General features: G+C 61.6%; 17 protein-coding genes. 3 read left to right on the forward strand and 14 right to left on the reverse strand.

Annotation, left to right across the window (positions count from 1 at the left end):
* Positions 1 to 142: 142 nt before the first annotated feature.
* The 6 genes from AAAT03_RS03525 to AAAT03_RS03550 all read right to left on the reverse strand — a co-directional run bounded on the left by AAAT03_RS03525 (position 143) and on the right by AAAT03_RS03550 (position 7,677).
* Entirely contained in the window at positions 143 to 1,402 is a 1,260-nt protein-coding gene (locus AAAT03_RS03525; RefSeq protein WP_022093926.1) for an MFS transporter, read from the reverse strand.
* 101 nt (positions 1,403 to 1,503) lie between these two features.
* Positions 1,504 to 2,448 (reverse strand): zinc dependent phospholipase C family protein, encoded by a 945-nt coding sequence (locus AAAT03_RS03530; RefSeq protein WP_349102599.1) that lies wholly within the window; start codon positions 2,446 to 2,448, stop codon positions 1,504 to 1,506.
* Between the two features lie 92 nt (positions 2,449 to 2,540).
* A complete protein-coding gene (locus tag AAAT03_RS03535) occupies positions 2,541 to 3,275 on the reverse strand; it encodes a response regulator (RefSeq protein WP_349102600.1) in 735 nt (244 codons plus the stop codon).
* A 38-nt stretch (positions 3,276 to 3,313) separates the two neighbouring features.
* Complete coding sequence (locus AAAT03_RS03540) at positions 3,314 to 4,699, reverse strand: histidine kinase (RefSeq protein ID WP_349102601.1); 1,386 nt, start codon at positions 4,697 to 4,699, stop codon at positions 3,314 to 3,316.
* A gap of 117 nt (positions 4,700 to 4,816) precedes the next feature.
* Positions 4,817 to 6,094, reverse strand: a complete 1,278-nt coding sequence (locus AAAT03_RS03545) for an amidohydrolase family protein (RefSeq protein ID WP_117584177.1) — start codon at positions 6,092 to 6,094, stop codon at positions 4,817 to 4,819.
* Positions 6,095 to 6,225: 131 nt separating this feature from the next.
* Positions 6,226 to 7,677 (reverse strand): APC family permease, encoded by a 1,452-nt coding sequence (locus AAAT03_RS03550; RefSeq protein WP_349102602.1) that lies wholly within the window; start codon positions 7,675 to 7,677, stop codon positions 6,226 to 6,228.
* 749 nt (positions 7,678 to 8,426) lie between these two features.
* On the opposite strand from AAAT03_RS03550, the gene AAAT03_RS03555 reads away from it, so the two are divergent.
* Complete coding sequence (locus tag AAAT03_RS03555; protein ID WP_349102619.1) at positions 8,427 to 9,041, forward strand: C39 family peptidase; 615 nt, start codon at positions 8,427 to 8,429, stop codon at positions 9,039 to 9,041.
* 279 nt (positions 9,042 to 9,320) lie between these two features.
* On the opposite strand, the gene arcC is transcribed toward AAAT03_RS03555, so the two are convergent.
* The 7 genes from arcC to AAAT03_RS03590 all read right to left on the reverse strand — a co-directional run bounded on the left by arcC (position 9,321) and on the right by AAAT03_RS03590 (position 19,990).
* Positions 9,321 to 10,283, reverse strand: a complete 963-nt coding sequence (gene arcC, locus AAAT03_RS03560) for a carbamate kinase (protein WP_260700059.1) — start codon at positions 10,281 to 10,283, stop codon at positions 9,321 to 9,323.
* Between the two features lie 684 nt (positions 10,284 to 10,967).
* Entirely contained in the window at positions 10,968 to 14,507 is a 3,540-nt protein-coding gene (gene nifJ, locus AAAT03_RS03565) for a pyruvate:ferredoxin (flavodoxin) oxidoreductase (protein WP_349102603.1), read from the reverse strand.
* A gap of 620 nt (positions 14,508 to 15,127) precedes the next feature.
* Positions 15,128 to 16,066 (reverse strand): FHA domain-containing protein, encoded by a 939-nt coding sequence (locus AAAT03_RS03570; RefSeq protein WP_349102604.1) that lies wholly within the window; start codon positions 16,064 to 16,066, stop codon positions 15,128 to 15,130.
* 3 nt (positions 16,067 to 16,069) lie between these two features.
* Positions 16,070 to 17,914: a hypothetical protein gene (locus tag AAAT03_RS03575; RefSeq protein ID WP_349102605.1), complete on the reverse strand. Its 1,845-nt coding sequence runs from the start codon at positions 17,912 to 17,914 to the stop codon at positions 16,070 to 16,072.
* Positions 17,911 to 18,816 (reverse strand): hypothetical protein, encoded by a 906-nt coding sequence (locus tag AAAT03_RS03580; protein WP_349102606.1) that lies wholly within the window; start codon positions 18,814 to 18,816, stop codon positions 17,911 to 17,913. The genes AAAT03_RS03575 and AAAT03_RS03580 overlap by 4 nt, the downstream gene beginning before the upstream one ends.
* Positions 18,817 to 19,059: 243 nt before the next feature.
* Complete coding sequence (recR, locus tag AAAT03_RS03585) at positions 19,060 to 19,656, reverse strand: recombination mediator RecR (protein WP_006235173.1); 597 nt, start codon at positions 19,654 to 19,656, stop codon at positions 19,060 to 19,062.
* A gap of 13 nt (positions 19,657 to 19,669) precedes the next feature.
* Complete coding sequence (locus tag AAAT03_RS03590; protein WP_006235174.1) at positions 19,670 to 19,990, reverse strand: YbaB/EbfC family nucleoid-associated protein; 321 nt, start codon at positions 19,988 to 19,990, stop codon at positions 19,670 to 19,672.
* A 340-nt stretch (positions 19,991 to 20,330) separates the two neighbouring features.
* Between AAAT03_RS03590 and AAAT03_RS03595 the strand changes: the two genes are divergently transcribed.
* On the forward strand, positions 20,331 to 20,804 hold the full coding sequence (locus tag AAAT03_RS03595) for a hypothetical protein (protein ID WP_006235175.1): 474 nt from the start codon (positions 20,331 to 20,333) through the stop codon (positions 20,802 to 20,804).
* 21 nt (positions 20,805 to 20,825) lie between these two features.
* Here the strand turns inward: AAAT03_RS03595 and dnaX are convergent, their stop codons facing one another.
* Positions 20,826 to 23,303 carry a DNA polymerase III subunit gamma/tau gene (dnaX, locus tag AAAT03_RS03600; protein ID WP_349102607.1) on the reverse strand — a complete coding sequence of 826 codons (2,478 nt, stop codon included), beginning with the start codon at positions 23,301 to 23,303 and terminating at the stop codon, positions 20,826 to 20,828.
* Between the two features lie 115 nt (positions 23,304 to 23,418).
* On the opposite strand from dnaX, the gene AAAT03_RS03605 reads away from it, so the two are divergent.
* Positions 23,419 to 24,135 (forward strand): hypothetical protein, encoded by a 717-nt coding sequence (locus AAAT03_RS03605; RefSeq protein WP_349102608.1) that lies wholly within the window; start codon positions 23,419 to 23,421, stop codon positions 24,133 to 24,135.
* Positions 24,136 to 24,224 lie beyond the last annotated feature (89 nt).

The following is a 24,224-nucleotide window of genomic DNA, read 5'->3' on the forward strand; positions in this document are numbered from 1 at the left end:
GGCGCCGCCAAACACAGGCGACGCCCCGCGACCTAGCTGATTCCATCATACCCACTTGGGCAAATCATTGCTCGCAAGTCGCAATGTTTATTGCGGATAACCCCAAAAGAGTACCGTGGACAGGCACAATAGCCGCTCGCTCCTATGCGGCATGCTCCGCCGCCCGAGTCATGCGGGACAGGCGGACCAGCAGCATAAAGCCAACGATCAGCAGCACGCCAATGGAAAGGACGCCCAGCGACGGGTTGCCGGTCAGCGAGGTGACGATCGACACCAGGAAGGTGCCCATAACGCTTGCATAACGACCAAAGATGTCAAAGAAGCCGTAGTACTCGTTGGACTTTTCCTTGGGGATAATGCGGCCAAAGTAGCTACGGCTGAGCGCCTGCACGCCGCCCTGGAACAGGCCGACCATAATGGCAAGCACCCAGAACTCAAAGGCGGTCTTTAGGAAGAACGCGGCGAACAGCACAATGCCCATGTAGGCGGCAACGGCCACCAGGATCATGTTGAGCGTGCCCACGCGTCCGGCGAGCTTGCCGTAGATGATGGCAGACGGAAAAGCCACAAACTGCGTAACGAGCAGCGCCAGGACAAGCTGCGTCGAATCGATACCCAAAGCTGAGCCGTAACTGGTGGCCATGGAAATGACCGTGTGGACACCATCGATATAGAAGAAGAACGCGACCATGTAGACCAGCACGGTCTTGTTGTGGGCGATCTCGCGCATGGTGTGTCCGACCTCGGAGAACACACCGCCCACGATGTGGCCGATGGTGTCCTCGGGACCGCGCTCGCGACCGTACTTTTGCTTATAGGTGCGAATGAGCGGCAGAGTAAAGATGAGCCACCAGGCACCAGTGATGATAAACGACAGACGCGTTGCCAGCATGGTGGGGACACCAAGAGCGGGGCCACCCATGATGAGCGCCAGGCAGATGATGAACGGCACGGTGGAACCGATGTAGCCCCAGGCATAGCCCGAGCTGGACACGGCGTCCATGCGCTCGTCGGTGGTAATGTCGGGCAGCATGGCGTCGTAGAACGTCATAGAAGAGTTAAGGCCGATGGTGCACAGCACGTACACGGTCAAAAATGCCATGGCGGACATTGGGATAGCCTGCGCCAGGCAAAGAACCAGGCCCGTGAGGAAGAAACCCAAGAAGAACTTGATCTTGTTGCCGGCGTAATCGGCAAGCGCGCCCAGAATGGGCATGAGCATGGCAATGACCAGCGAGGCGATCGTCTGCGCGTTGCCCCAAGCGACCACCAGGTCTGCCGAGGAAGCACCGGTATTGATGGCGTTAAAGTAGATGGGCACCACCGAGGTATTGAGCAACACGAGGGCCGAATTGCCCACATCGTACATAACCCAGTTACGCTCGAGCTTGGTGTATTTCATGGACAGGGCCCTTTCGTATTCGCCCAATATGCAGTTAGTTCATCGTACCCCAATTGCACAGAGGCACCGGTAAGGATTCGGCAAAGGGGCGCGCACGGACCCTACTCCTCGCGGTCGAACTCCTCGTCGGCGTCGAGTACGCGGCCGCTGTAGTTGATATGACCGGTCACGGCCTCCATGTCGCCGGTCTCGATAAAGCGGGCGACGGTGAGCTCGTAATCGACCAGCGCGCGCTCAAAGACCTCGGGGAAGCTCTCGGTCGAGACCTCATCGGTAAAGGGGTTCTTCCATGTCAGGTGGCCCAGGTTACCGGTGCGCTCGGGCAGCTCCGTCGTCACGCGATGGGCAAGGCCGTCGAGCAGCGAGTAGTCGTGCACCAAGCCCTCGACCAGGGCAATCGCGCGCGTCTTTACCGAGCCGGCAGGCTCAATGGTGCGATAGAGCATCTGCATGTCCGAGACGGCGCCGGCGTACTCCCCCGCCGGGATGTCGATACCGTACACGCGCCCGGCGACGTAGCTCATCAGCACGCCGGCCACGCGATTGATGCGGTCGGTGGTGACGATCTCGCCCGCCGGCGGATAGTCCTCGACCGTGGCCCCGTCGCGCTTGAGCTGCAGCATCAGCACGTCCAGATCGCTTTCGAGCACGGCGTGTACTTGGCTGCCCGAGGCCTCGAGCTCGGGATCGGAATCTACAATGCTAAACTGCTGCTCGTAGACAAAGGGGTGGGCATTGCGGTCGAGCACATAGTGCGACAGCAGGCCCAGCGCAAAGGCGCGACCCAGATTGGCATCGCGCGGCTGCAGGTGCGACACGCCGTCGCGCAGGCACGAGAATTGGCGCGACATGCGCGAGCGGTGCATGACCTGAGCAAGCGACATACAGTCGGAAATGCGCGGCGTGAGCATGTGGAAGAAAAACGGGTCGGGACCTTGGTTTCCCAGGATAAAGGCGATGCGCTCCTCGTCGGACGTAATAACGCCCTGCGGAAGACGGTCGATGTTTTCCTCGCCAAACAGATGATGCGTAATGAGCGCGGGCATAATGATCCTTTCGATTTCATTCGATGTCACCCATTATGCCCACCGCACGGTCATGCCAAACCTGCGGTGGTAAACGACGGTCTGTAGACCGCCTACGCAAGCCCCAAGTGTGCCTTAACCTCGGCAGCGCGACGACGGGACACAGGCACCGTCGAGGTTACGTGATCGAGCCTGAGCTCCATAAGACCCGTGGAGCCGATCTCGACATTGTGCACGTCTTCCAAATTGACCAGATAACTGCGGTGGACACGGATAAAGCCCTCGGAGGCCAGGCGCCGCTCGAGCGAGGAAATCGACTCATTGATCAGGTATGTTCCCTCGGCGCAGACGGCGTTGCAAAAATCGGCGCGCGCCTCAAAGTAGCAGACATCCGCCACGGGAATGAACACCTTTTTACCCCCGCGGTCCACCGTCAGGCGCAAAGGCTGGCGCGGAGTGTGGACGACACGGCGAGCACCCAGGGCAGTCTCGATCTTGTCGAGTGCCTTTGACAAGCGGGCATCCTCGACCGGTTTGACGATGTAATCGACAGCATCGAGGTTATAGGCATCAGCCGCATACTCGGCAAATGCCGTCACAAACACCACGATCGGCGGCGTCTTTAGGTTCTGCAGCGTCTCGGCAAGCTCAATTCCCGAGCGACCGGGCATGGTAATGTCTAAAAACAGCACGTCGGGCTTGTTCGACAGAATCGACTCCACGGCTTCGGTGACATTGCCCGCCTCGGCAATCTGACCTACACGCGTATCCTTTTCCAACAGATAGCGTAGCTCAGCCCTAATGGGAGGCTCGTCATCAACCACCAAGATGTTCCAGCCTTCGGACATATGCGCTTCCCCTCTTTTTCTCTCAATCCAACCGCGTGCTACACCGTTAGCGGCGCCGGCTCATGCGGCTCGCCGTTCAACTCTACGATGACCTGTGTTCCCACGCCCTCCTGGGACTTCACGCGCATGCCAGAATCTTCTCCGTAAAAGAAATGAATGCGCTGAAGCACGTTGAAGAGCGCCAGGCCGCAACCTCGCTTGATGGAGCCGTCGGCGGTAATGCTCTCGGGCTCCTCTCGGCGATGCTGCTCAAACAGATGCGCGCAGACTTCTTCGCTCATCCCGATGCCGTCGTCTTCGACGATGATCTCCAAGCCATCATCGGTCTCAAAAGCCCTAACACGAATAGAAAGCGGCTCGGTCTCGCGCTGCGCATGCTTGATGCAGTTTTCGAGCAGCGGCTGCAAGATAAATGGCGGCACTAGGCTGTCGCGCACCTCAAAGTCGATGTCGACCGAAACGCGCAGACGGCCGTCGCCGTACCGGGCCTGCATAAGATTGATATAACGAGTACCCTGTTCCACCTCGTGCTCGAGCGTGGTGAGCGTATCGGAGTCAGAAAGCGTCTGACGATAGTAGTTGGAAAAGTCGATCAGCAGCGATCGCGCCTTGTCGGGCTCGGTTCGAACGAGCGACACGATCGTGCTAATGGTATTGAATAGAAAATGCGGGTCGACCTGCGACTGCAGGGCGCGAAGCTCAACGCGGGCCGTGAGCTCGTCCTGGCGCTCGAGCTCAAAGCTAGCGAGCTGCGTGGAGATGAGATCGGCAAAGCCCGAGGCAAGGGCCGTCTGGCGCATATCGATGCTGCTCAGGCGGGGGTAATACAGCTCGAGTGTGCCCACGCAATGCCCGCGCACGGTAAGCGGCGCGACAATGCCGGCGCGCAGGCGGGGAAAATAGCCGCCCGTCTCATTGGAGGCGTCACGCGAAAACACGCTCTGCTCGCCCGTCTCAATCACGTTGAGCGTGGTCTTGAGCACCACCGGGGTGCCGGCAGGGCACTTTGCCGAGTCCTCGCCCCAGCTTGCCAGCACCTGCTTGCCGTCGGTAAAGCAGATGGCAGAGGCGATGGTCTCGGACAGGATGATTTTGGAGGCGCCCAGGGCCGCTTCGGGCGTAAGGCCGCGCGACGTGTAGGCGAATATTTTTGATGCGATAGCGAGCGTACGGTCGGTTGCGCTCGATGTGAGGTCATCGGGGACCACAAAGACATACGAGAAGAAGAAGCACAGCATGACCAGGCCGGCAATAACGACAACGCCCGGAACGGGATTGGGATTATCGGTTAAATCCCAGATAAGCAGCAGGATAAGCGCCGGAACGACAATACCGAGCAGGATGGCCTGGACCACATGCTGGGCCGTACGAAAGACCTTGGTAGAGTTGTAGCTCTTACCCAGAATCAGCCTGTTTAAATCCACCGTCATCCCCTTTTATCTACCGCACCCATAGCAATAAAGAGGGCCGCAAGCGACCCTCTCCATTGCATTATGCAATCAAAAACTGTGTTTTGCATCCAGCCATCGACAAACGGTATCTTAGGCGCTGTATTTGTTGGCCTCGCCAAAGGTGCCAGCCTCGACGATCCAGCCATCCTTCATGATGACGTCCATGTTGTCGGTGTTGAGCACGTGGATGTCGGCGGCGACGTCACCGTTGACGACCAGCAGGTCGGCGCACTTGCCGGCCTCGATGGAACCGGTCTCGTCCTCGATGTGGCACATCTTGGCACCGTTGAGGGTGGCACAGGTGATGGTCTCGACCGGGGTGAAGCCGATCTTGTCGACGAACTCGTACATCTCCTCGATGGAGCAGGTGCCGTACGGGGTGACGAAGGAGAAGGAGTCGGAGCCGATCGTCATGACGACGCCGCGCTTCTTGGCCTCGCGCAGGCAGTCGTAGTTGCGCTGCAGCTCCTTCTCGACCAGGGTGCCCTCGTACTTGTCGTGCAGCTCGGGGACGTAGACGGGCGGATAGGTGGCGTACCAGGTGGGCAGGAAGGCGATTGTCGGGGTGAAGAAGGTGCCCTGCTCGGCCATGAGGTCCATGGTGCGCTCATCGATATCGAAACCGTGAATCAGCTGCTCGCAGCCAAAGCGGACGGAATCGTAGGCAGCGGCGTGGTTGTTGTAGCAGTGGCTCCACACGGGGATACCGACCATCTTTGCCTCTTCGACCACGGCCTGGATCTCCTCGGAGCAATAGTGCTGGTCGCGACCGGAATCCCAGCGCCAGATGCCGCCACCGGTAGCCCAGATCTTGATGGCATCGGGGTTCTCGCGCAGGCGACGACGGACGGCCTTGCGCAGATCCCAAGGACCATCGACCTGGTCGCCCCAGGGGTGGGATTCCTTGTTGAGCTCCTGGGTGCAGTGGTGGGAGTCACCGTGGCCGGCAACGCGGCAGAAGCCGAGGCCGGTGGCCAGAACGCGCGGGCCCTTAAAGACGCCCTTGTCGATGCAGTCACGGATCTGGATACCAAAGCGGCCGATCTCGCAGACGGTGGTGAGGCCGTGGGTGAGGCAGTCGTAGGCCTGCTTGACGGCGACGGCCTGCTTCTCGAGGAGCGGCTGCATGACCCAATCGGTGTCATCGTCGGTCAGGTTGCCCGAGAAGTGCAGGTGGGTGTCGATCAGGCCGGGAAGGACGGTCTTGCCGGCGGCGTCGATAACCTCAACGCCCTCGGGAAGGTCCTGCATAGCACCGGCGTACTCGATCTTGCCGCTGTCGTCGACGAGAACGAGGGAGTTCTCGACCGGCTCGGCGCCGGTGCCGTCGATGAGCTTGCCGCCAACGATTGCATACTTAGTGGACATGGTTCCTCCTTATGGATCCATATAGTGGGCGAGGCCATGTTGGGTTAAGGCCTCACAAAGCTACCCAAGTGGTGCCGGGTTCGGTGCGCGGGAGAGAGGATTCCGCGCACCCGATCCGCCCCGGCTAGGCGTTACTTTTTGCGGGAATTGGTGAAAGCCATGAGGGCCAGGCCGATAGCCAACCAGCCGATCACGATGCTCCACTCCACCATGTTGAGGGAGGCGGGAGAGAACGGAATCACGAGCAGGCCGATGATGATGGCGCAGGCAGCGATAGCGAGGCCGATGCCAAACTTGCCGCCGGGCACCTCGTAGGGACGTGGCAGATCGGGCTCGGTGAAGCGCATGCGCAGGCAGGCGAGGGCGACCATGCCGCAGGAGAAGATGAAGGCGAGAGCCGACACGTTGGTCAGAGGAATGAGCATGTTCTTGCCCAAAAACGGACCGATGACAGTGATAACGCCCAGAACGACGCAGGCAAGCTTGGGAGCGCCGGACTTGGGGTCGACCTCGGCGAACTTCTCAGGCAGCTGGCCCTTGCGACCCATGGCGAGCATGATGCGGCTCGTGGCGCCATAGAAGGAGTTCATCGGGCCCATGGGTCCAAGCGTGGCGATGACGAGCATGGCCAGGTACAGGAGCATGTTGATGCCCTTGAGGCAGGCAAGCGCGGGAACCGGGCTCTTAACAAACTCATGCCAGTCGAGGATGGTGCCGAACGAGTAGATGCAGACCATGTAGAAGCCGCCGGCGGCCAGCAGGGCCAAGGAGATGATCTTGCCGAACTTGTTCCAGTTGAGGCCCTCGGCTGCTTCCTCAGCCTGCTGAGGAATGGTGTCGAAACCGGCGTAGAAGAACGGAGTTAGAACCAGGACCGACACGATACCGGCGAACAGGCTGGTGCTTTCGGTAGCGGCCTTGCCGCCGCCAGCGCCGCTGACCTGGGAGAATACGGGCATGGCGTTGTCCGGCGAGCCGGTGAACAGCGAGACGCCCATGGCGAGCAGCATGCCGCAGAGCAGAGCCTTGGTCAGGAAGGCCTGGAGCTTGGCGGCCGAGCTGGCACCGCGGAAGTTGAGGAAGATGACGTAGACCGCAAAGCCGAGCGCGATCAGCGTCGGGAACAGGTAAACGTCGGCGCCTAGGATGGTGTAGAGCTTGACGGCGCGCAGCCACTCAAGACCGGGCAGGCTACCGAACATCTCGGACACGAGGGTCGAGATGGCGATGGCCTCCCACGGGCACAGGATTCCGTTGCCCAGGGCCAGGAGCCAACCGGTGATGTAGCTCAGCGTACGGCCAAAGCTACGATCGACATACTCGACGATGCCGCCCGAGATGGGGATAGCAGCCGTGAGCTCACCGAAAACAGCCCCGACGGGCACGAGGAAGATTGCACCCAAGAGGAATGCGATCATAGCGGGAACGGGACCGCCGCCCACGACCATCCAGTCGCCGACCTGCAGAACCCAACCGGTACCGATGATGGCACCGAAACCGATGGTGAAGAAGTTCCAGAGCGAAAGCGTTTTCTTCATGCCGCCGTCACCCTCGACTGCAACTTCTGCGTTCTTGTCCGCCATTGTTCCCCTCCTTTCCTATTTGACGCCCCTTGGCGTCACCCCTTGCGCGGTCCGTTTTGCCGCGCGCTTTTATTTCGTGGCTTTAAGATACGGCCTTGGCACAGCAGCGCCGCTTGTAGCTCGACCGAAGGCAGAACTGTACAACGAACGGCACCGTTTTTGGGACGAACGGCGAGGGGCGCCACTCGTTGCGAGTGCCCGTTTTGATGACGCGATTCGATCGCTCGCGGAGGGTGCCACTTTATGGCGACAGGCTCGCTCCCGTTCGTGCCGTTTACCGAGCTTTTGTCGCACGCACTCATTTGCTGCACGTCTTTTTTGTAGGATGGACGGGTTATACGTGAGACGAGGCGGTACAGATGGCATACGGATACAACGACGGCGAACGACAGCGAAACGTTCGCCTTGCCGGGCGTACCACGCCAACATTCAGGAGTGTTTCTGACAGCGACGAGCCGCAGAACCCGCAGCGTCCGCAGGATCGCCCCTCGTCGTCTATGCCGCAGAATGCCAACGCGCGTCAGGCTGATCGCCCATACTCGGGCACCCGTCAACGCCGGGCCGAAGTGCCTCGGCGGCAGAAAAACAATCGACGAAAGTCTGACAATCACATCAGCCGTTTCTTTTCGAAGCCCCGCGGCGGACGCAGCGCAAAGCAGCCACGGCCGATGGGACGTGTCAGGGCCGTCAGTCCGCGGATTCATCGTCTCTGTCTTGTCCTGTGCTCCATCATGGTATGTTTGGCCTTTGTGTATCTGGGGTCGTGTGCCTCGCATGGCTCTGCCGGCCTGGAGCCCGCCGCCGAGGACAAGCTGCTCAAGGCCCCGGTTGCACCCGGCTACTCGTTTGCGTTTTCGACCCCGCGCTCGCAGTGGCAAGCCGGCACCATGCCCCATATCTATCAGATAGATCCGGCATGGTCGGAGCTGCCCTACGCCGGCGGTACCATCCGTCAAAACGCCTGCGGCCCCACCTGTCTTACCATGGTCTACATTTATAAGACCGGCCACACCGATATGACGCCGGTCGATATGTGCGCTCTTTCCGAGGCGGGCAACTATGCGCCCACCGGTGCCACCGAGTGGTCGTTTATGACGAGCGGTGCATGGCAGCTGGGGCTTAACGGGACGCAGCTCTACAACGATCGAGACTCGATGGCCCAGGCCTTGCGCTCGGGTGCTCCCGTAATCGCCGCCGTGCGCCCCGGCACGTTTACCAACGTTGGTCATTACATCGTGCTCTACGGGATTGACGACGCCGACCAGATCTGTGTCTACGACCCCAACTCGCAAAGCCGCAGCGCCCGCCGCTGGGGCGTCGTAGAAGTCCTCAACGAAATCGAAGCCATGTGGGCCTACTACTAGTCATTGGGGACAGACTTAAATGACTGGCCACTGGGGACGGCCTTTGCAGACGACCGCTCGCACTGTCGAAAAGAACTGTCCCAAGATGCCGGCAGAAAGGAACGTCCCCAAGTGCTGGGTTTCCGCGGTCTGCAATGCTTCTCATGAACAGCTACTTCTCATGAACAGCTACCTCAATAGCAAAAGCCCCGCAGTCGGAGCGGACTGCGGGGCTCATGAAGAGAGGCTAGTTTGTGGGCGCCTTGCCTGGCGCCCACGAGAGAGGCAGCAGAGTAGAGACTACTCGTGGATGCGCGTACCGGAGAGGCCGGCCATGGTCTCGGCGGCCTTGTCCAGAGCGCCGATGATGCAGGTGCGGCCCTTGCGGGAACGGGCGAACTTGATGGCGGCGCGGACCTTGGGCTCCATGGAACCCTTGCCGAACTGGCCCTCGTCGGCCAGGCGCTCGGCCTCGTCGGCGGTGAGCTCCTCGAGCTCCTCCTGGTTGGGCTTGCCAAAGTTGATGGCGACATGCTCAACGGCGGTCAGCAGGAACAGAACGTCGGCGTCGCAGTCCTCGGCCAGCAGCTCGCCGCCCAGGTCCTTGTCGATGACGGCGGGAACGCCCTTGTAGCAGCCCTTGTTCTCGTAGTCGCGGACGACGGGGATGCCGCCGCCACCGCAGGCGATGACGATGAACTCGTTGTCGAGCAGGTTGAGGATGGAGTCAGCCTCGACGATCTTCTTGGGATCGGGGGAAGCGACGACGCGACGCCAGCCGCGGCCGGAATCCTCGACGAAGACCTTGGAGGGATCCTCGGCCATGAACTCCTTGGCCTGCTCCTCGGTATAGAAGGGGCCAATCGGCTTGGTCGGGTTCTTGAACGCGGGGTCGTCCGGATCGCACTCGATCTGGGTGACGACGGTGGCGGCGTGCCAACGCTTATAGCGCTTGTGCATCTCGCGGCCGATGCCCTGCTGCAGGTGATAACCAATGTAGCCCTGGGACATGGCGCCGCACTCGGGCAGCGGCATCTCGGGGGTGCCGATGGCGTCGTGGGCAGCGGCGAAGGCGTTCTGGATCATGCCGACCTGCGGGCCGTTGCCGTGGGTGATGATGATCTCGTTACCCTGCTCGATCAGGCCGAGAAGAGCGTGAGCGGTGTTGCTCACGGCCTCGATCTGCTCAACGGGGTTGTTGCCGAGGGCGTTGCCGCCAAGGGCGACGACAATACGATCGGGCTTGCCAAGAGGCTTAGACATTGCTGGAATCCTTTCTGTAAAAGGCCTACAACCCATTAATAACCCGTGTCCGTGCGATACACGAGTTTATTAAGGTTTATATTCCTGTTATCCCTTATTTTATTCATTTTGAAAACAGTTGAACGGTGAACGGTCATTTTTACCCGCTCAGCGTAAAGAAGCCCAGCTTAGGCATATCTACGCCATTTACGTGCGACTTTATTTTAATAGAGCAGGGATTCGACCAGATTATGCAAACTATATCTCTGCTAAACACAAAACAGACAGCGTAATATCTTACTCGCACTATACGAGATTCTATGCATTAATAAGACGAGTATGCACCCCTGCAAAAACATGGGGCTTTTCATTCAGCATAAGGAATAAAGATGAGCTCCAAAAAGGCAACCAGCCCCAAAGCACAGGGATAGAAGGCAGCAACAGCCAAAACCTCCATCCATCCCCAAAGTGGCGCGAGGTTTCGCGGCAAAGCCGCGAAACAGCGAAAGGGACAAAAGGCCCCTCAGCCACGCCCTTCATTCAGCCACACAATCCGAGAACGTAGTCGTAGCAGGATCTGAGGGCTGACCTTCGCGGACATTCCACAGGACGAAAGAACCCCCGCCGCACGTAGTGCGCAGCGGGGGTTCTTTCATGTCCGAGGACGTCCGCGAAGGTCAGCCCTCAGATCCTGCGGTGGGAGACCTAGGCCTCGTTGTACACCGTCTTGAGCTTCAGCAGGTGAGCGTAGCGGTCCATGGCGGCCTGCTCGTTCTCCTTGAAGAGCTCCTCGGCGCGCTCGGGGAAGGAACGCGTCAGCGAAGCGTAACGGGCCTCGTTCATCAGGAACTCCTGATAACCGCCCGCGGGCTCCTTGGAATCGAGCGAGAACTTCTTGCCGGCAGCAGCCTCGGGGTTGAAGCGGAAGAGGTTCCAGTAACCGCACTCGACAGCCTTCTTCATCTCGGCCTGGCAGTTCTGCATGCCGCCCTTCTTGATGGAGTGCATCTCGCAGGGGCTGTAGCCGATGATGAGGGACGGGCCGTCGTAGGCCTCGGCCTCGTGGATGGCCTTGAGGGTCTGAGCCGGGTTGGCGCCCATGGCGACCTGCGCCACATAGACGTAGCCGTAGCTCATGGCAATTTCGGCCAGGGACTTCTTCTTGGTCACCTTACCGGCAGCGGCGAACTGAGCGACCTGGCCCAGGTTCGAGGCCTTGGAGGCCTGACCACCGGTGTTGGAGTAAACCTCGGTGTCGAAGACGAAGACGTTGATATTGTGGCCGGAAGCCAGGACGTGGTCCAGGCCACCGAAGCCGATGTCGTAGGCCCAACCGTCGCCACCGAAGACCCAGAAGGACTTCTTGGTGAGGTAGGCCTTGTCGGCGAGGATCGCCTTGGAAGCATCGCAGCCGCACTTCTCGAGCTCGGCAACGTAGGCGGCGGCAGCGGTCTTGGAGGCCTCGGCGTCGTTGACGGAGTCGATCCAAGCCTGACCGGCGGCCTTGAGCTCGTCGGACGGACCGTCAGCGGCGATGATCTCTTGCGTAGCAGCGATCAGCTTCTTCTGAACGGCCTCATAGCCAACGGCCATGCCCAGACCGTGCTCGGCATTGTCCTCGAACAGGGAGTTGTTCCACGCCGGACCATGACCGTCCTTGTCCTTGCAGTAAGGAGCGGTGGCAGCGGGGTTGCCCCAAATGGAGGAGCAGCCGGTGGCGTTGGAGATGAACATACGGTCGCCGGCGACCTGGGTCACCAGACGTGCATAGGCGGTCTCGGCGCAGCCGGCGCAGGAGCCGGAGAACTCCAGGTAAGGCTGCTTAAACTGGCTGCCCTTGACGTTGGCCGCGATGAGCTCCTTCTTCTCGGAGACGTTCTCGACCATGTAGTCCCAAACGGGCTGCTGGTCCATCTCCTGCTCGGTGGGAACCATCTCGAGGGCGCCCTTGGGGCAGACCTTGACGCAGTTGGTGCAGCCCATGCAGTCGAGCGGGGACACGGCCATGGTGAACTTCATGCCCTTGGCCTTGGGGCCCATAGCGTCGAGCGTGCGGGTAGCCTCGGGCGCGGCGGCAGCCTCGTCCTCGGTCATCGCGAACGGACGGATGGTGGCATGCGGGCACACATAGGCGCACTGGTTGCACTGGATGCACTTGGTCTCGTCCCAGTGAGGAACGACCACGGCGACACCGCGCTTCTCGTATGCGGAGGCGCCCAGCTCAAACTGGCCGTCAGCGCAATCGACAAAGGCGGAAACGGGCAGGCTGTCGCCATCCATGCGATCGATGGGCTCGAGCAGGTTCTTGACCTGCTGGGCGATAGCGGACTTGGTCTCCTCGGAGAGCTCGACGGGGGCGGCATCCTCGGCAGTTGCCCAGTCGGCCGGAACCTCGAACTTGCGGAAGGCGGTAGCGCCGGCATCGATGGCCTTGTGGTTGGCGTCGACGATGGCCTGGCCCTTCTTCATGTAGGACTTGGTAGCCGCATCCTTCATGTACTGCAGGGCGTCCTCGGCGGGCAGGACCTTGGCCAGCGCGAAGAAGGCGGACTGGAGCACCGTGTTGGTGCGCTTGCCCATGCCGACCTTGGCAGCCAGATCGATAGCGTCGATCAGGTAGACGTTGACGTTGTTGTTCGCGATGTAGCGCTTGGCCACGGCGGGCATGTGCTCGGCGAACTCCTCGTCGCTCCACTGGCAGTTGACCAGGAAGGTGCCGCCCGGCTTGACGTCGCGGACCATCTTGAAGCCCTTGACAATGTAGCTGGGGTTGTGGCAAGCGACAAAGTCGGCCTTGGTCACGTAGTACGGCGAGCGAATCGGGGAATCACCAAAGCGCAGGTGCGAGACGGTGACGCCGCCGGTCTTCTTGGAGTCGTACTGGAAGTAGGCCTGAACGTACTTGTCGGTGTGGTCGCCGATGATCTTGATCGAGTTCTTGTTGGCGCCGACGGTACCGTCGCCACCCAGACCCCAGAACTTGCACTCGATGGTGCCGGGGGCTGCGGTGTTGGGCGCATCCTCGACCTCAGGCAGGCTCAGGTTGGTCACGTCATCGACAATGCCGATGGTAAACTCGCGCTTGGGCTCGTCCTTCTTAAGCTCCTCGAAGACAGCAAACGCGGACGCGGGAGGCGTGTCCTTGCTGCCCAGGCCGTAACGGCCGCCGACGACCTTGATGCCCGTCTTGCCGGCCTCGTAGAGAGCGGAGACGACGTCCTGGTAGAGCGGCTCGCCGATGGAACCCGGCTCCTTGGTGCGGTCCATGACGGCGATCTTTTTGACGGTCTCGGGGAGAACGTCGACAAAGTGCTTGATGGAGAACGGACGGAACAGGCGAACCTTGACCAGGCCGACCTTCTCGCCGTGAGCGTTGAGGTAGTCGATGACTTCCTCGAGCACGTCGCAGAAGGAGCCCATGCACACGACGACACGATCGGCATCGGGAGCGCCGTAGTAGTTGAACAGGCCGTAATCGGTGCCGAGCTTTTCGTTGATCTTCTTCATGTAGCCCTCGACGACGGCGGGAAGCTCGTCGTAGACCTTGTTGCAGGCCTCGCGGTTCTGGAAGAAGATGTCGCCGTTCTCGTGGCTGCCGCGGGTATGCGGGTGCTCAGGGTTGAGCGCGTGATCGCGGAAAGCCTGGACGGCGTCCATGTCGCACATCTCGGCCAGATCCTTGTAGTCCCACATGGCGACCTTCTGGATCTCGTGGCTGGTGCGGAAGCCATCGAAGAAGTTAAGGAACGGGGTCTTGCCCTCGATGGCGGCAAGGTGAGCAACCGGCGAAAGGTCCATGACCTCCTGGACGTTGCCCTCGGCAAGCATGGCGAAACCGGTCTGGCGGCAGGCCATGACGTCGGAATGATCGCCAAAGATGTTCAGGGCGTGGGAAGCGACGCAACGCGCGGAGACGTGGAAGACGCCCGGGAGCTGCTCGCCCGCGATCTTGTACATGTTCGGGATCATCAGGAGCAGGCCCTGAGAAGCCGTGTAGGTGGTGGTCAGAGCACCGGCGCCCAGCGAACCGTGAACGGTACCGGCTGCACCTGCCTCGGACTCCATCTCGACGACCTTGACCGGGGTGCCAAAGATGTTCTTGCGACCCTGGGCCGCCCACTGGTCGACATGGTCGGCCATCGGGCTGGACGGCGTAATGGGATAAATTCCCGCTACCTCGGTGTACGCATACGAAACATATGCGGCCGCCTCGTTGCCGTCCATAGACTTAAACTTACGCGCCATATACCCCTCTCCTCTCATATAGGTATACAGGCCCCGGCGATTGCCGGGATGTTGGCGTGATGGGATTTTCGCTGTTGCTTCCAATCATCCGACAGGCAGACTGAGCAGCAGGTACATGGCATGGAGAGAAGGCATGCCGAGGCGCGGGGCGGTTAATGCGCTCCACAGGCCCAGCTACCCGTCTTGCACATGGCCGAGCGCCGCAAAGGCCGCATGCCGGATGCTCCCGGGCACGCCCCGGCGATGGGAAGCGCCCGCAACGGAAATCCGCATGCGGGTTTATTGTACCCCGCCGCCAAGCCATATTTCGGCAAATATAGGTGGGCGGTAAAGGTTTACCCCGGGTGACCGCCAAGGGACGAGATGGCCCCTCGGACGGAAAAGTCGCAGCCTGCATCGAGAGTGGATAATCTCCCACTTTTTGCCTGTATCTTGGCCAAAAGTGGGAGATTATCCACTCTCATGTGTTGTGCGTCCGAAAAACCTCTCTCGTGCGTCCGGAAATCCACCCTCGCTTCTCTATCGCCGACCACACGGCAGTTGCGGTGAAATGGGGACTGTTTTTGCCGGTCGCGGCCTTAAACAGTCCCTATTTCACCGCAACTTATTTAGGAGATGAGTTAGAGAGCGCCGAGGAGGATGGCGTAGGTGGTGGATTCGCCGAGCCTGAGCTCGTCACCGGGGTTGAGCTGAGCGGAGCGGCCGGGCTCGACCTGGGTGCAGACGTTCGTCGCGCCGTTTACCACCACGGTTCCGTTGGTGGACGACAGGTCCTCGACGTACCAGACATTTTGGCCATCGCACCACACGTGGGCATGGCGAGCCGAAACGTCATCGCCCACATCGGTGATATCGCCTTCCCCCGTCGCCAGCGCACCGATCTCCACGCCCTGCTCACTCGGCTGAATCCAGCGCGGAGCGCTCACCACGTAGCCGTTTTGCACGCGAAGCAAGCCCAGCGGATGCGCAGGCGCCGCCTCGTGATCGCCCGTGACCGTCGAGGTGCTCAGCGAGCGCGGCGTCGACGTGGCGCCGCCGCAGGTCGCATGAGCGTAGTCGATGGCATAGGTCACCGAGGATCGAACATCTGCCGAGCAACCGACGGCTACAAACAGCACCAGCACGGCCTCGGCACGTTCGGCGGGCATAAGCTCCGCCGCCTGCGACAGGCGCTCGACCGCATTGCGGTAGAGGCTCGTATCCTGATGGCATTCCTCGAGCGCCCGCACCATGGGCTCGCCGGCGGGGCCGCACACCATGTTGATCACCGCCGTGGCATTCATGGGATTGCGGCGGTGCAGGGCAAGATGCGACATGATGCGCGCGGCCGAGGTGCCGTAATCGGCAAAATAGCGCTCCTGCAGCGTGCCGACCGGAGCGCGCACGATAAAGCGCGAGACCCAGGAGCGATCAGCGGCGCGGCTCTGGGGGCTGCGGCCATCGGCCAGCGGACGGCTCGAAAGCACCATGCCACATAGCTCGATATGGCTCAGGTGCGCTGCGCGTTTAAAGATGTCGAACATGGCTCCGCACGGGGTGAGCTTGATTTGAGATGCCATGGCCTAGACCTCCTTGGTCGTTGAACTCGTATCGGACGACGTCTCGGTCGTCCCGACAAAGGCGCGAACCGCCGCGGCACCACCGGCAAGCGGCGTCACCGTCTGGGTTTTTGCGCGCCGCGGCGCCGCGACGGGAAGCTCAAAGGCAAAACCCATCGACAGCAAAAACCATACGAGCGCGTATGTTGCAATTAAGGCGGCAACAAAGCCGCTCGCTACGGCGCGCTGGGAAAACACGGTGCATGCAACCGCAATCAGCACCGGAACCTCGCAGGCAGAAAGCGCCAGTACGCCATGCAGGAACCCCGTGCGACGATCGTGCGCCATGGCGCCGGCGGCAATACCCGCCATGCCCGGCAGCGCCAGCGCGAGCGCGGCAACGATACCCGGCAGCGTACCGGACCACGAAATGTACCCCACGGCAACCGTCGCACGAGCACCAGACGCCAGCAGTGCCGCCGACACCACCACAACGGCCCATACGAGGCCGCAGGCAGACGCAGCGCCGATCATCGCAGCGCGACGGACCACGCGGCCGGACGCGTCCATGGGACAGGGCGTGAGCGGCTCGCCGCGAAGCGAGCGACCGACGTTTTGCGCGTAGTGGTCGCAAAACGTCGTAAGCGCCGCCTCCACCGCGGCGGGCTCGGGACGATCGCCCTGATTACACGACAGGCAGGCCATCACCACATCGAACAGCTGAGCGTCGACAAACGCCAGCGCATCGCGCAGATCCTCGGAATTTGGATCGAGCCCCAGCTGCTGAGCCTGTTCGGCCGCGGCAAGTGCCACATCGGGCTCGCGTCGCAGCAGTTGCGTCAAGTCGCAGCCGGGCGCGTGGGCGCCGACGGGATAATCGGGCAGCGTATCCATCTTGAGACGATAAGGGCTGGCGATATCGCGCGTCTTTTTGCGCGAGCCCGAAGTACCCGACGTGCCCGGCGCTACTTCGTACGGCGCGACACCGGCGATGAGCTCATAGACCGTGCTCGCCGCGGCATACACGTCGATTGCCGGCGACATGCGCAAAACGCGCAGGTCGGCAATATCGTCGGTGAGCATCTCGGGCGGAGCGTAGGCAACCGTCGCGCGACGCAACGTGGCGTAGCGCTCTGTAAAGGACTCCCTGCCGCCGGTTCCCGCCACCGCAGAGGCGGGCTCGAGCGCCAGCGACGAGCCAAAATCGATGAGGCACAAATCGAACGTGCCTTCGGCAAGCTGTCGGTCGAGCGGCAGGCGCGCCGTGCGCACCATAATATTGGCCGGCGAGATGTCGCGATGGACGAACCCCTCCCCCACCAAGCTCATGCGGCAGAGCAGATCGAACAGGTCGCGACCCAGGCGCGCCGCCACGAGCGGCGACAGACGCCCGGCATCGTCCACGGCAAGGCGTGGGCGCAGGCGAGCGAGCGTCTCGCCCTCGACCCACTCCATGACAATCGCGGGCACGCCGTCGACCTCGCCCCACCCGTACAAGCGGGGAAAGCCCTTAAGGCCCGAAAGGGCACGATGGCATTCATATTCCTCGCGAAACGCCGCCTTGAACTTGGTGACCAGCGCCTCGTGGGCGACATCGTCATCAAATTCGTCGCGCGTTGGCAAGATGAGCTGCTTGAGCGCCACGGCCTCGCCCTGCGCGTTGACGGCACGCGTCACACGGCCGATACCACCACGGCGCATGGTGGCGTCATCGGCAAATAGCATCGTAAAACGGCGAAGGTAGGCGGGAAGCTCGTCCGTGCCCAGGGCGACGGCCGGCTCAAACCCGTCGACGCGCGCCAGGCGCAGGCCCACCATGGGATCACGGTTGAGCGACTGGGCTGCCGCAGAAGCGAGATCGTTCGTCATAGGGCGATCGCCGCCAGGCTATTGTTGAAGTTGTTAAGCGCAATGTCATCATCGCCGTAATGCCCCACCCATTGGCACAGGTTGGTGTAGCAGCCCCATAGGTTGGCGTACTGCCGATACCACTTTGAGTGGGGAGAAAACGTTTGCCGGCCAAACTCGGCACGGATGACAAACATATCGTTGGCCAGGCTATCGCACGGCCCGGTATCGCCTGTTGCGTTATAGGTCGAGACCGCGCTATTTGCCCGAGAGACATAGCCGTCGAGCATATTGCACTTGGTCACGAGCCAGCTGTGTATGCTTTCCTCCTCGGCGGTCGAAAGGCCGCTGGAGCTTGTATTGCCACCGGTGTTGCCGCCCGTCAAGCTGTCGCCCCCAGACCCGCCGGAGGCGGAGCCCGAACCGGAGCCACCGCTCGAGTTCGACGAATCGGAGCTGGAGCCAGACGAACCGGAGCCGCCAGGTTTCCCCGACTGCTGCGTATCCTGACCCTTTTGCTGCTCGGCCTTGTTTACGACGGTCGAAACGCTGTTATCGGAAAGGTGATGGATGATCTTGGTGTTGGTGAGCACGATGGTCTTGCCGTTGGCAAGCGTGATTTCGTTGTCCGACGCCTCGGCGCTGCCCGCGTCGTCGACACCAAACACGACGTGCGTGACTACGCTCGCCCAGGCGTATCCGGTTGTGGTGCCCAAATCGCTTTTGGCCTTGTGCCCCACGCGCAACTCGCGCGCGGTACGCGCTTGCACCATAGGTGGCACAGCCAAACCGTAGGCAGAAACGCCGGCAACGACCAGCGCCAGCGAACAGGACAGCAGCACACACGCCCGAGGCGCCAGGCCCAGCCGGCGCCGCATGCGCACCGCGGCGCCATGCTTTGTCTGAGTGCCCCCGGGCCGCATGCGTTCTCCTCCAACAAAAACACGCCGCTTAAAAGCGGCGCATTCTTTCATATCCACATTTGAGTGTATCAGCGAACCAAAAAGGTTGCGCAACGAATGGGCAAATACGAGGTGCAAGTGGACCCATCCACGCGATAAGCGGATGAAAAGCAGGTTTGTTGCACAACAAATGCATGAACACGTGCCCAATTATGAGCGCCCCGTGCGGCAGGCCGACGGGACATGCCGCGGAGCTGACGCCGCCTAGATCGCGCGGCGGGCCTCGATAGCGCGGCCGAGCGTGAGCTCGTCGGCATACTCCAGGTCGCCACCCACGGGCAGGCCGCTCGCCAGACGCGACACCTCGACGCCCAGTGGCTTGATGGTGCGAGCAAGGTAGCTCGCCGTGGTCTCGCCCTCGATATTGGGGTTGGTGGCGATAATGACCTCATGGATATCCTCGTGGCCCAGGCGCGCCAGCAGCTCGCGGATATGCAGCTGCTCGGGACCGATCTTGTCCATGGGGCTGATCACGCCGCCCAGCACATGGTAGAGGCCATGGTAGCTGCCCGTGCGCTCGATTGCCTGAACGTCGCGCGGCTCGCCCACCACGCAAATGCGAGTGGTATCGCGCATCGGGTCCTGGCAGATGGAGCACTCGTCGGCCGTGGCGTAGTTAAAGCAACGGCTGCAAAAGTGGACCTCCTGCTTAACCTCCAGGATGGCCTCGGCCAGGCGGCGGGCCTCCTCGGCATCGGCCTCGAGCAGGTAATAGGCGATGCGCTGGGCCGACTTGGGACCAATGCCCGGCAGACGGCCCAGCTCATCGAGCAGTTTTTGCAGACTGTGATTCGCACTCATATATATGCGTGTCTTAGAACGGCATGCCCGGGATGTTGAGGCCGCCGGTGATGGCGCCCATCTGCTTGTTGGCGAGCTCGTTGACGCCGCGGACGGCCTCGTTGACGGCAGCCATGATCATGTCCTGCAGCATATCGACGTCCTCGGGATCGAGCGCATCGGGATCGATGGTGAGATTGACGAGCTCCATCTCGCCGTTAACGGTCACCTTGACCATACCGCCGCCGGCAGAGGCGTCGACGGTCTGGGACTTGAGGTTCTCCTGCGCGGCGGCAAGCTGCTCCTGCATCTTACGAGCCTGCTTCATCATCTGCTGCATGTTCATACCGGCCATGATGGCTCCTTTACGTGCGGCCGCACGCCGAGCTGCAAGGGCAGCCGGGACGCGGCGGGACTTTCAAACTCAAAAATCGTACCACGGCGCGCGGCCAGCAAGCGGGGCAGTCACGCTACCTCAGTCGATATACATGTCCTGGAGTGCAAGCCGCACCCGAAGATTATGCAAAGTTGAATAATTCGCATCTGCATAATATTGAAAGCTAAATCTTGTAGAGCCGGAATCCGACATTTCATGTGCACCGCTAAAGACCTGCATGCCGATCCGTTGCTCACGGTGACGCGCATGGCAGCGGGGTATAATTTGATTGCCATAGATAGTAATTTGGAGGTGCCCCATGAATGCCCCCAACGCGCTCCAAAACATCCGCTCAAAACACCCCGTTGCATATGTGGTTCTCTATCTCTTTGTCGGCTGGGCATTGCTGGTTGTCATCACCCATGCCATAGCTTTTGGAGCAGAACTGCTGATAGCCAGCTCGGACCAGCCCGTCGTCAAATGGGAGACGACCGATGAGTGCACCGACGGAACCCGAACCGTCTACTACAACAGCCCGTCCCTCTATCAAGAGTTCAAGGTCAAGATAAAGGACTTCAAGATTGTCGATGCCGAGCTAGGCGTTTATTTGGCAATCGGAGCAACCATTAACGCCGAGCAAGTCGAGTACACGGACAGCCATGCGACGTATCGTATCGACCTCAGCATCCTAGGCCGACCGTCACGCACCTGTCTGCTCAAATGCGACATACGCGGCACCACACTACACATGTCCGAAATACAGATGCGCCCGGACAAGGGGTCCTCTTCTTGAGCAGTATACCCGCCTGCGCAGCTACTCCACCGGCTTGAAGATGGTGGCCTGGCCAAAGACGCTGCGGATGAGGGCCTTGGCCTCGTCCTCGGTCTGCGGGATGCTCGGGGCTGCGCCCTGATGGCCGAAGGGGCTGCCAGCACCGGGATTGGATTCCCAGGGAGCGGCGGGGACGTCGTCGTTTGCAGAGGCTGCGGGTGCCACAGCAGCGGCCTTGGGCGCGGACGCCGCACCCGGCACGTCGAACGGGGGCAGATCGTCCCCGCCGGCATCGGCAGCAAAACCACCGACCATGGCATCGTCGTAGGGCACCTGCTCGGATTCCCATGGCGCAGCCTGCGCAGGCGGCTGAGCCATGGGGGCGGACGCGCGCTCGGGCGCTCGGGGCGCGGGCTCGGTCGGGAGCTTGCCCGTGGCAGGAGCACCGGCAGGGTTGTCGGAGCGCAGCCAAGGGGCCTTGGCCAGGTCGGATGACTTGGGCGCAGGCGCGGCAGCGGACTTGGGCGCGGGGATCGGAGCAGCCGGTTTGGGCGCAGCGGGTTCAGGCGCCGACGGGGTCGGTGCCGCTACCGGCGCCGCTTTTGGCTGCGTCGCGCTGGCGCTCGAGGATGCAGGGGGCACCGAGGACACGGGTTGCGGGTCCGCAGATGCCGCAGCCCGTGCAGATGGAGAATGCTCCTCATGTTGAGGAGCCGGCGTGCCACCCCCATCCAGGACATAGTCGACGGTGCGATGACCGAAGACCGCACTGACTGTCGGCAAAAACACCGCCTGTGTATCAGCACGCCCGAGCATCTTGATAGCAAATGCCGTAGGGAACGAGACCGTGAGCTTAGAACCATCGTCTGCCGTAGCGCGAGCGTTCAACAGGAGAGCCGCATAAGAAGGTTGTTGGGCCTTGACGCGCTCGACGACCTCGCCCCATTTGCGCTGGAGCTCGCCAGCGTCCTCGACCGCGGGGGTCTCGGCAGCACCGGCGGCGGCAACCTGAGCGGCGTTGTTGGACTTGGACACCGGCACGGTCGATGCAGCAGGCGCGGGAGCCGGAGCCGCAACGGGTTGAGGTGCAGGCGTTACAGGTTTGGGCGCGGGAGCCGGAGCTGCGGACTTGGGCGCAGGCTGGGCCGCCGGAACAGCAGCGCCGCGGTCCCAAGGCATGCCACCCTGATGCGCGGGCGTAGCAGCGGGGGCGGCAGTCGCCGCGGGAGTAGCAGCTCGGGCACCCGAGATCAGCGTCGGTTGTTGTGTCGTCGCAGGCGCAGCCGCGACAGCCGCAGGCGCACTCGCTTGAGCAGCAGCCACGCTCGCCGGAACGGCGGCGTTGGCAACCATGGCCTCCAAGCGTGCCACGCGCTCGGCCAAAGCCTCAATCGTTAAATCGGCCTCGGGACGCGCCAGACGCGTACAGGCGATCTCGAGCACCAGGCGCACGTCGCTCGCGCCCCTCATCTCCAACGCGGCATCGTCGAGCACCGTCAGCACGCGGGCCAGACGGTCGGCCGGATGCTCGCCAAAGGCAGCAGCCTCGGCAGCAAGCGCCTCGGCCTGCTCGGCCCCGCCCTCAAACAGCTCGGCACGGGCACCGGCAACGCAGGCCACATACACGTCGCGCGCATGCGCCACCAGGTCGCGCGTCAGCTCAAGCAGATCATTGCCCTCCTCGACCTGTGCGCGAATGAGCCCATAGAGCTCAGCAATATCACGCTCGGCAATAGCGCGGGCAAACTCGCCCAGGATCTGGTCCGAAACCTCGCCCAAAAGCGAGCGGGCATCGTCCGCATGCACGGCGCCGTTGCCAAAAACGCTCAGCTGCTCCAGCGTGGAAAGCGCGTCGCGCATACCGCCCTTGGCATGGCGCGCCACGATGGTCAGCGCCTCGTCGTCGTAATCGAAGCCCTCCTGCTCACACACGTAGGACAAGCGATGTTCGATATCCTCGTTGCTGATGCGGTGGAAATCGAAGCGCTGGCAGCGCGAGAGGATGGTCTCCAGAATCTTTTGCGGGTCGGTGGTGCACAGCACGAAGATCACGTGTGCCGGCGGCTCCTCGAGCGTCTTGAGCAGCGCGTTGAACGCCGCCGTCGTGAGCATGTGAACCTCGTCGATGATATAGATCTTGTACTTGCCGCGCACCGGGGCAAAGTTGACGGAGTTGATGATCTCCTCGCGCACATTGTCCACGCCCGTGCGGCTTGCGGCATCGAGCTCGTAGACATCGGGGTGGTTGCCCTCGGCGATGAGCTCGCACTCCTCACAGGTGCCGTCGGGCATGCACCCGCTTGCGCCCTCGGCGCGCGCTGCCTCGGCATTACGGCACAGCAGCGCCTTGGCAAGGATGCGCGCCATGGTGGTCTTGCCCGTGCCGCGCGGTCCGCAGAACAGGTATGCGTGGGACAGGCGCCCCTCGGTGATGGCGTGCTCGAGCGTCGAGACGATATGCTGCTGGCCCACCACGGAGTCGAAGGTGAGCGGGCGATACTTTCGGTACAACGATTCCATGGGTGCTCCCCCGGGTATACTGAGTCTTGTTGCCGCGACGGCCATGCGGTCGCACGGCATACTGCATTCATAATAACCCGTACGGCGAGCCCGCCGCGATAGGAGTCCAAAGAGCATGGCAGACGCAGAGAGCAACCTCGTCCCCTCCGAAGCAGCCGACCAGGTCGAGGTCACGCTCGAGGAGCAGGCCGCAGCCGACGACGGCATCCTGTACCTCAACGAGTACCAGTACGAAAACGACCTGGTCACCGACTTCGCCCGCCTGGTCGCCTCGCCCAGGCGTCGCGGTTCGCTGTATGTCGCCGCGGCAATTGCCGCGCTGATCGGCATTGGCATGCTGGTGGCCGGCGGTAACTGGATCAAGTTTGGCGTCGTCCTGATCGTATTCGGCGCCTTTTTGGCCTGGTGGAGCAAAAACCTGCACCACACGCTCGCCCGTGACTTTATCGACGCCGTCGAGGCCGACGAGTCCATGGGTGGCCGCTATCGCCGCGTCGCTGCCAACGAGGACGGCCTGATGGTTTGGGGCAAGAGCGGCAAGTCGCAGTTCTTCCCGTTTGAGAAGCTCGACCACGTACTCGACGGCGAGCGCATCTTTGTAGCCATGTTCGCCGACCAGGGCGTGACTATCCCTAAGGACACCTTTATCCGCGGCGATGCCGAGCAGTTTGGCCCCTTCCTTAAGGCGCGCATCAACAAAAAGCTCCGCATCGAGACCAAACGCAAGAAGATGAAGGCAGAAAAGGCCGCTGCCGAAGCAAAACAGGGCGACAAGCCCCAGGAGACCAAGGGCAAGCAGCGCAAGCAGAAGAAGAGCAAGAAGAAGCGGTAGGCCGGCCGACACCGAAGGCGCCTCGTCCCGCGCCCGATTCCGGGCCGGGGCGCCTGGAATCGGGCGCGCGTACCGCCAATGGACCCGTT

This window comes from Collinsella sp. CLA-AA-H167, assembly GCF_040095305.1.
Taxonomy (GTDB): domain Bacteria; phylum Actinomycetota; class Coriobacteriia; order Coriobacteriales; family Coriobacteriaceae; genus Collinsella.

Bases quoted from the DNA above. Each gene is read 5' to 3' on its own strand.
- AAAT03_RS03525 (WP_022093926.1), bottom strand. From the start codon at position 1,402: ATGAAATACACCAAGCTCGAGCGTAACTGGGTTATGTACGATGTGGGC.
- AAAT03_RS03530 (WP_349102599.1), bottom strand. From the start codon at position 2,448: ATGCCCGCGCTCATTACGCATCATCTGTTTGGCGAGGAAAACATCGAC.
- AAAT03_RS03535 (WP_349102600.1), bottom strand. From the start codon at position 3,275: ATGTCCGAAGGCTGGAACATCTTGGTGGTTGATGACGAGCCTCCCATT.
- AAAT03_RS03545 (WP_117584177.1), bottom strand. From the start codon at position 6,094: ATGTCCACTAAGTATGCAATCGTTGGCGGCAAGCTCATCGACGGCACC.
- AAAT03_RS03550 (WP_349102602.1), bottom strand. From the start codon at position 7,677: ATGGCGGACAAGAACGCAGAAGTTGCAGTCGAGGGTGACGGCGGCATG.
- arcC (WP_260700059.1), bottom strand. From the start codon at position 10,283: ATGTCTAAGCCTCTTGGCAAGCCCGATCGTATTGTCGTCGCCCTTGGC.
- nifJ (WP_349102603.1), bottom strand. From the start codon at position 14,507: ATGGCGCGTAAGTTTAAGTCTATGGACGGCAACGAGGCGGCCGCATAT.
- AAAT03_RS03570 (WP_349102604.1), bottom strand. From the start codon at position 16,066: ATGGCATCTCAAATCAAGCTCACCCCGTGCGGAGCCATGTTCGACATC.
- AAAT03_RS03575 (WP_349102605.1), bottom strand. From the start codon at position 17,914: ATGACGAACGATCTCGCTTCTGCGGCAGCCCAGTCGCTCAACCGTGAT.
- AAAT03_RS03580 (WP_349102606.1), bottom strand. From the start codon at position 18,816: ATGCGGCCCGGGGGCACTCAGACAAAGCATGGCGCCGCGGTGCGCATG.
- recR (WP_006235173.1), bottom strand. From the start codon at position 19,656: ATGAGTGCGAATCACAGTCTGCAAAAACTGCTCGATGAGCTGGGCCGT.
- AAAT03_RS03590 (WP_006235174.1), bottom strand. From the start codon at position 19,990: ATGGCCGGTATGAACATGCAGCAGATGATGAAGCAGGCTCGTAAGATG.
- AAAT03_RS03595 (WP_006235175.1), top strand. From the start codon at position 20,331: ATGAATGCCCCCAACGCGCTCCAAAACATCCGCTCAAAACACCCCGTT.
- dnaX (WP_349102607.1), bottom strand. From the start codon at position 23,303: ATGGAATCGTTGTACCGAAAGTATCGCCCGCTCACCTTCGACTCCGTG.
- AAAT03_RS03605 (WP_349102608.1), top strand. From the start codon at position 23,419: ATGGCAGACGCAGAGAGCAACCTCGTCCCCTCCGAAGCAGCCGACCAG.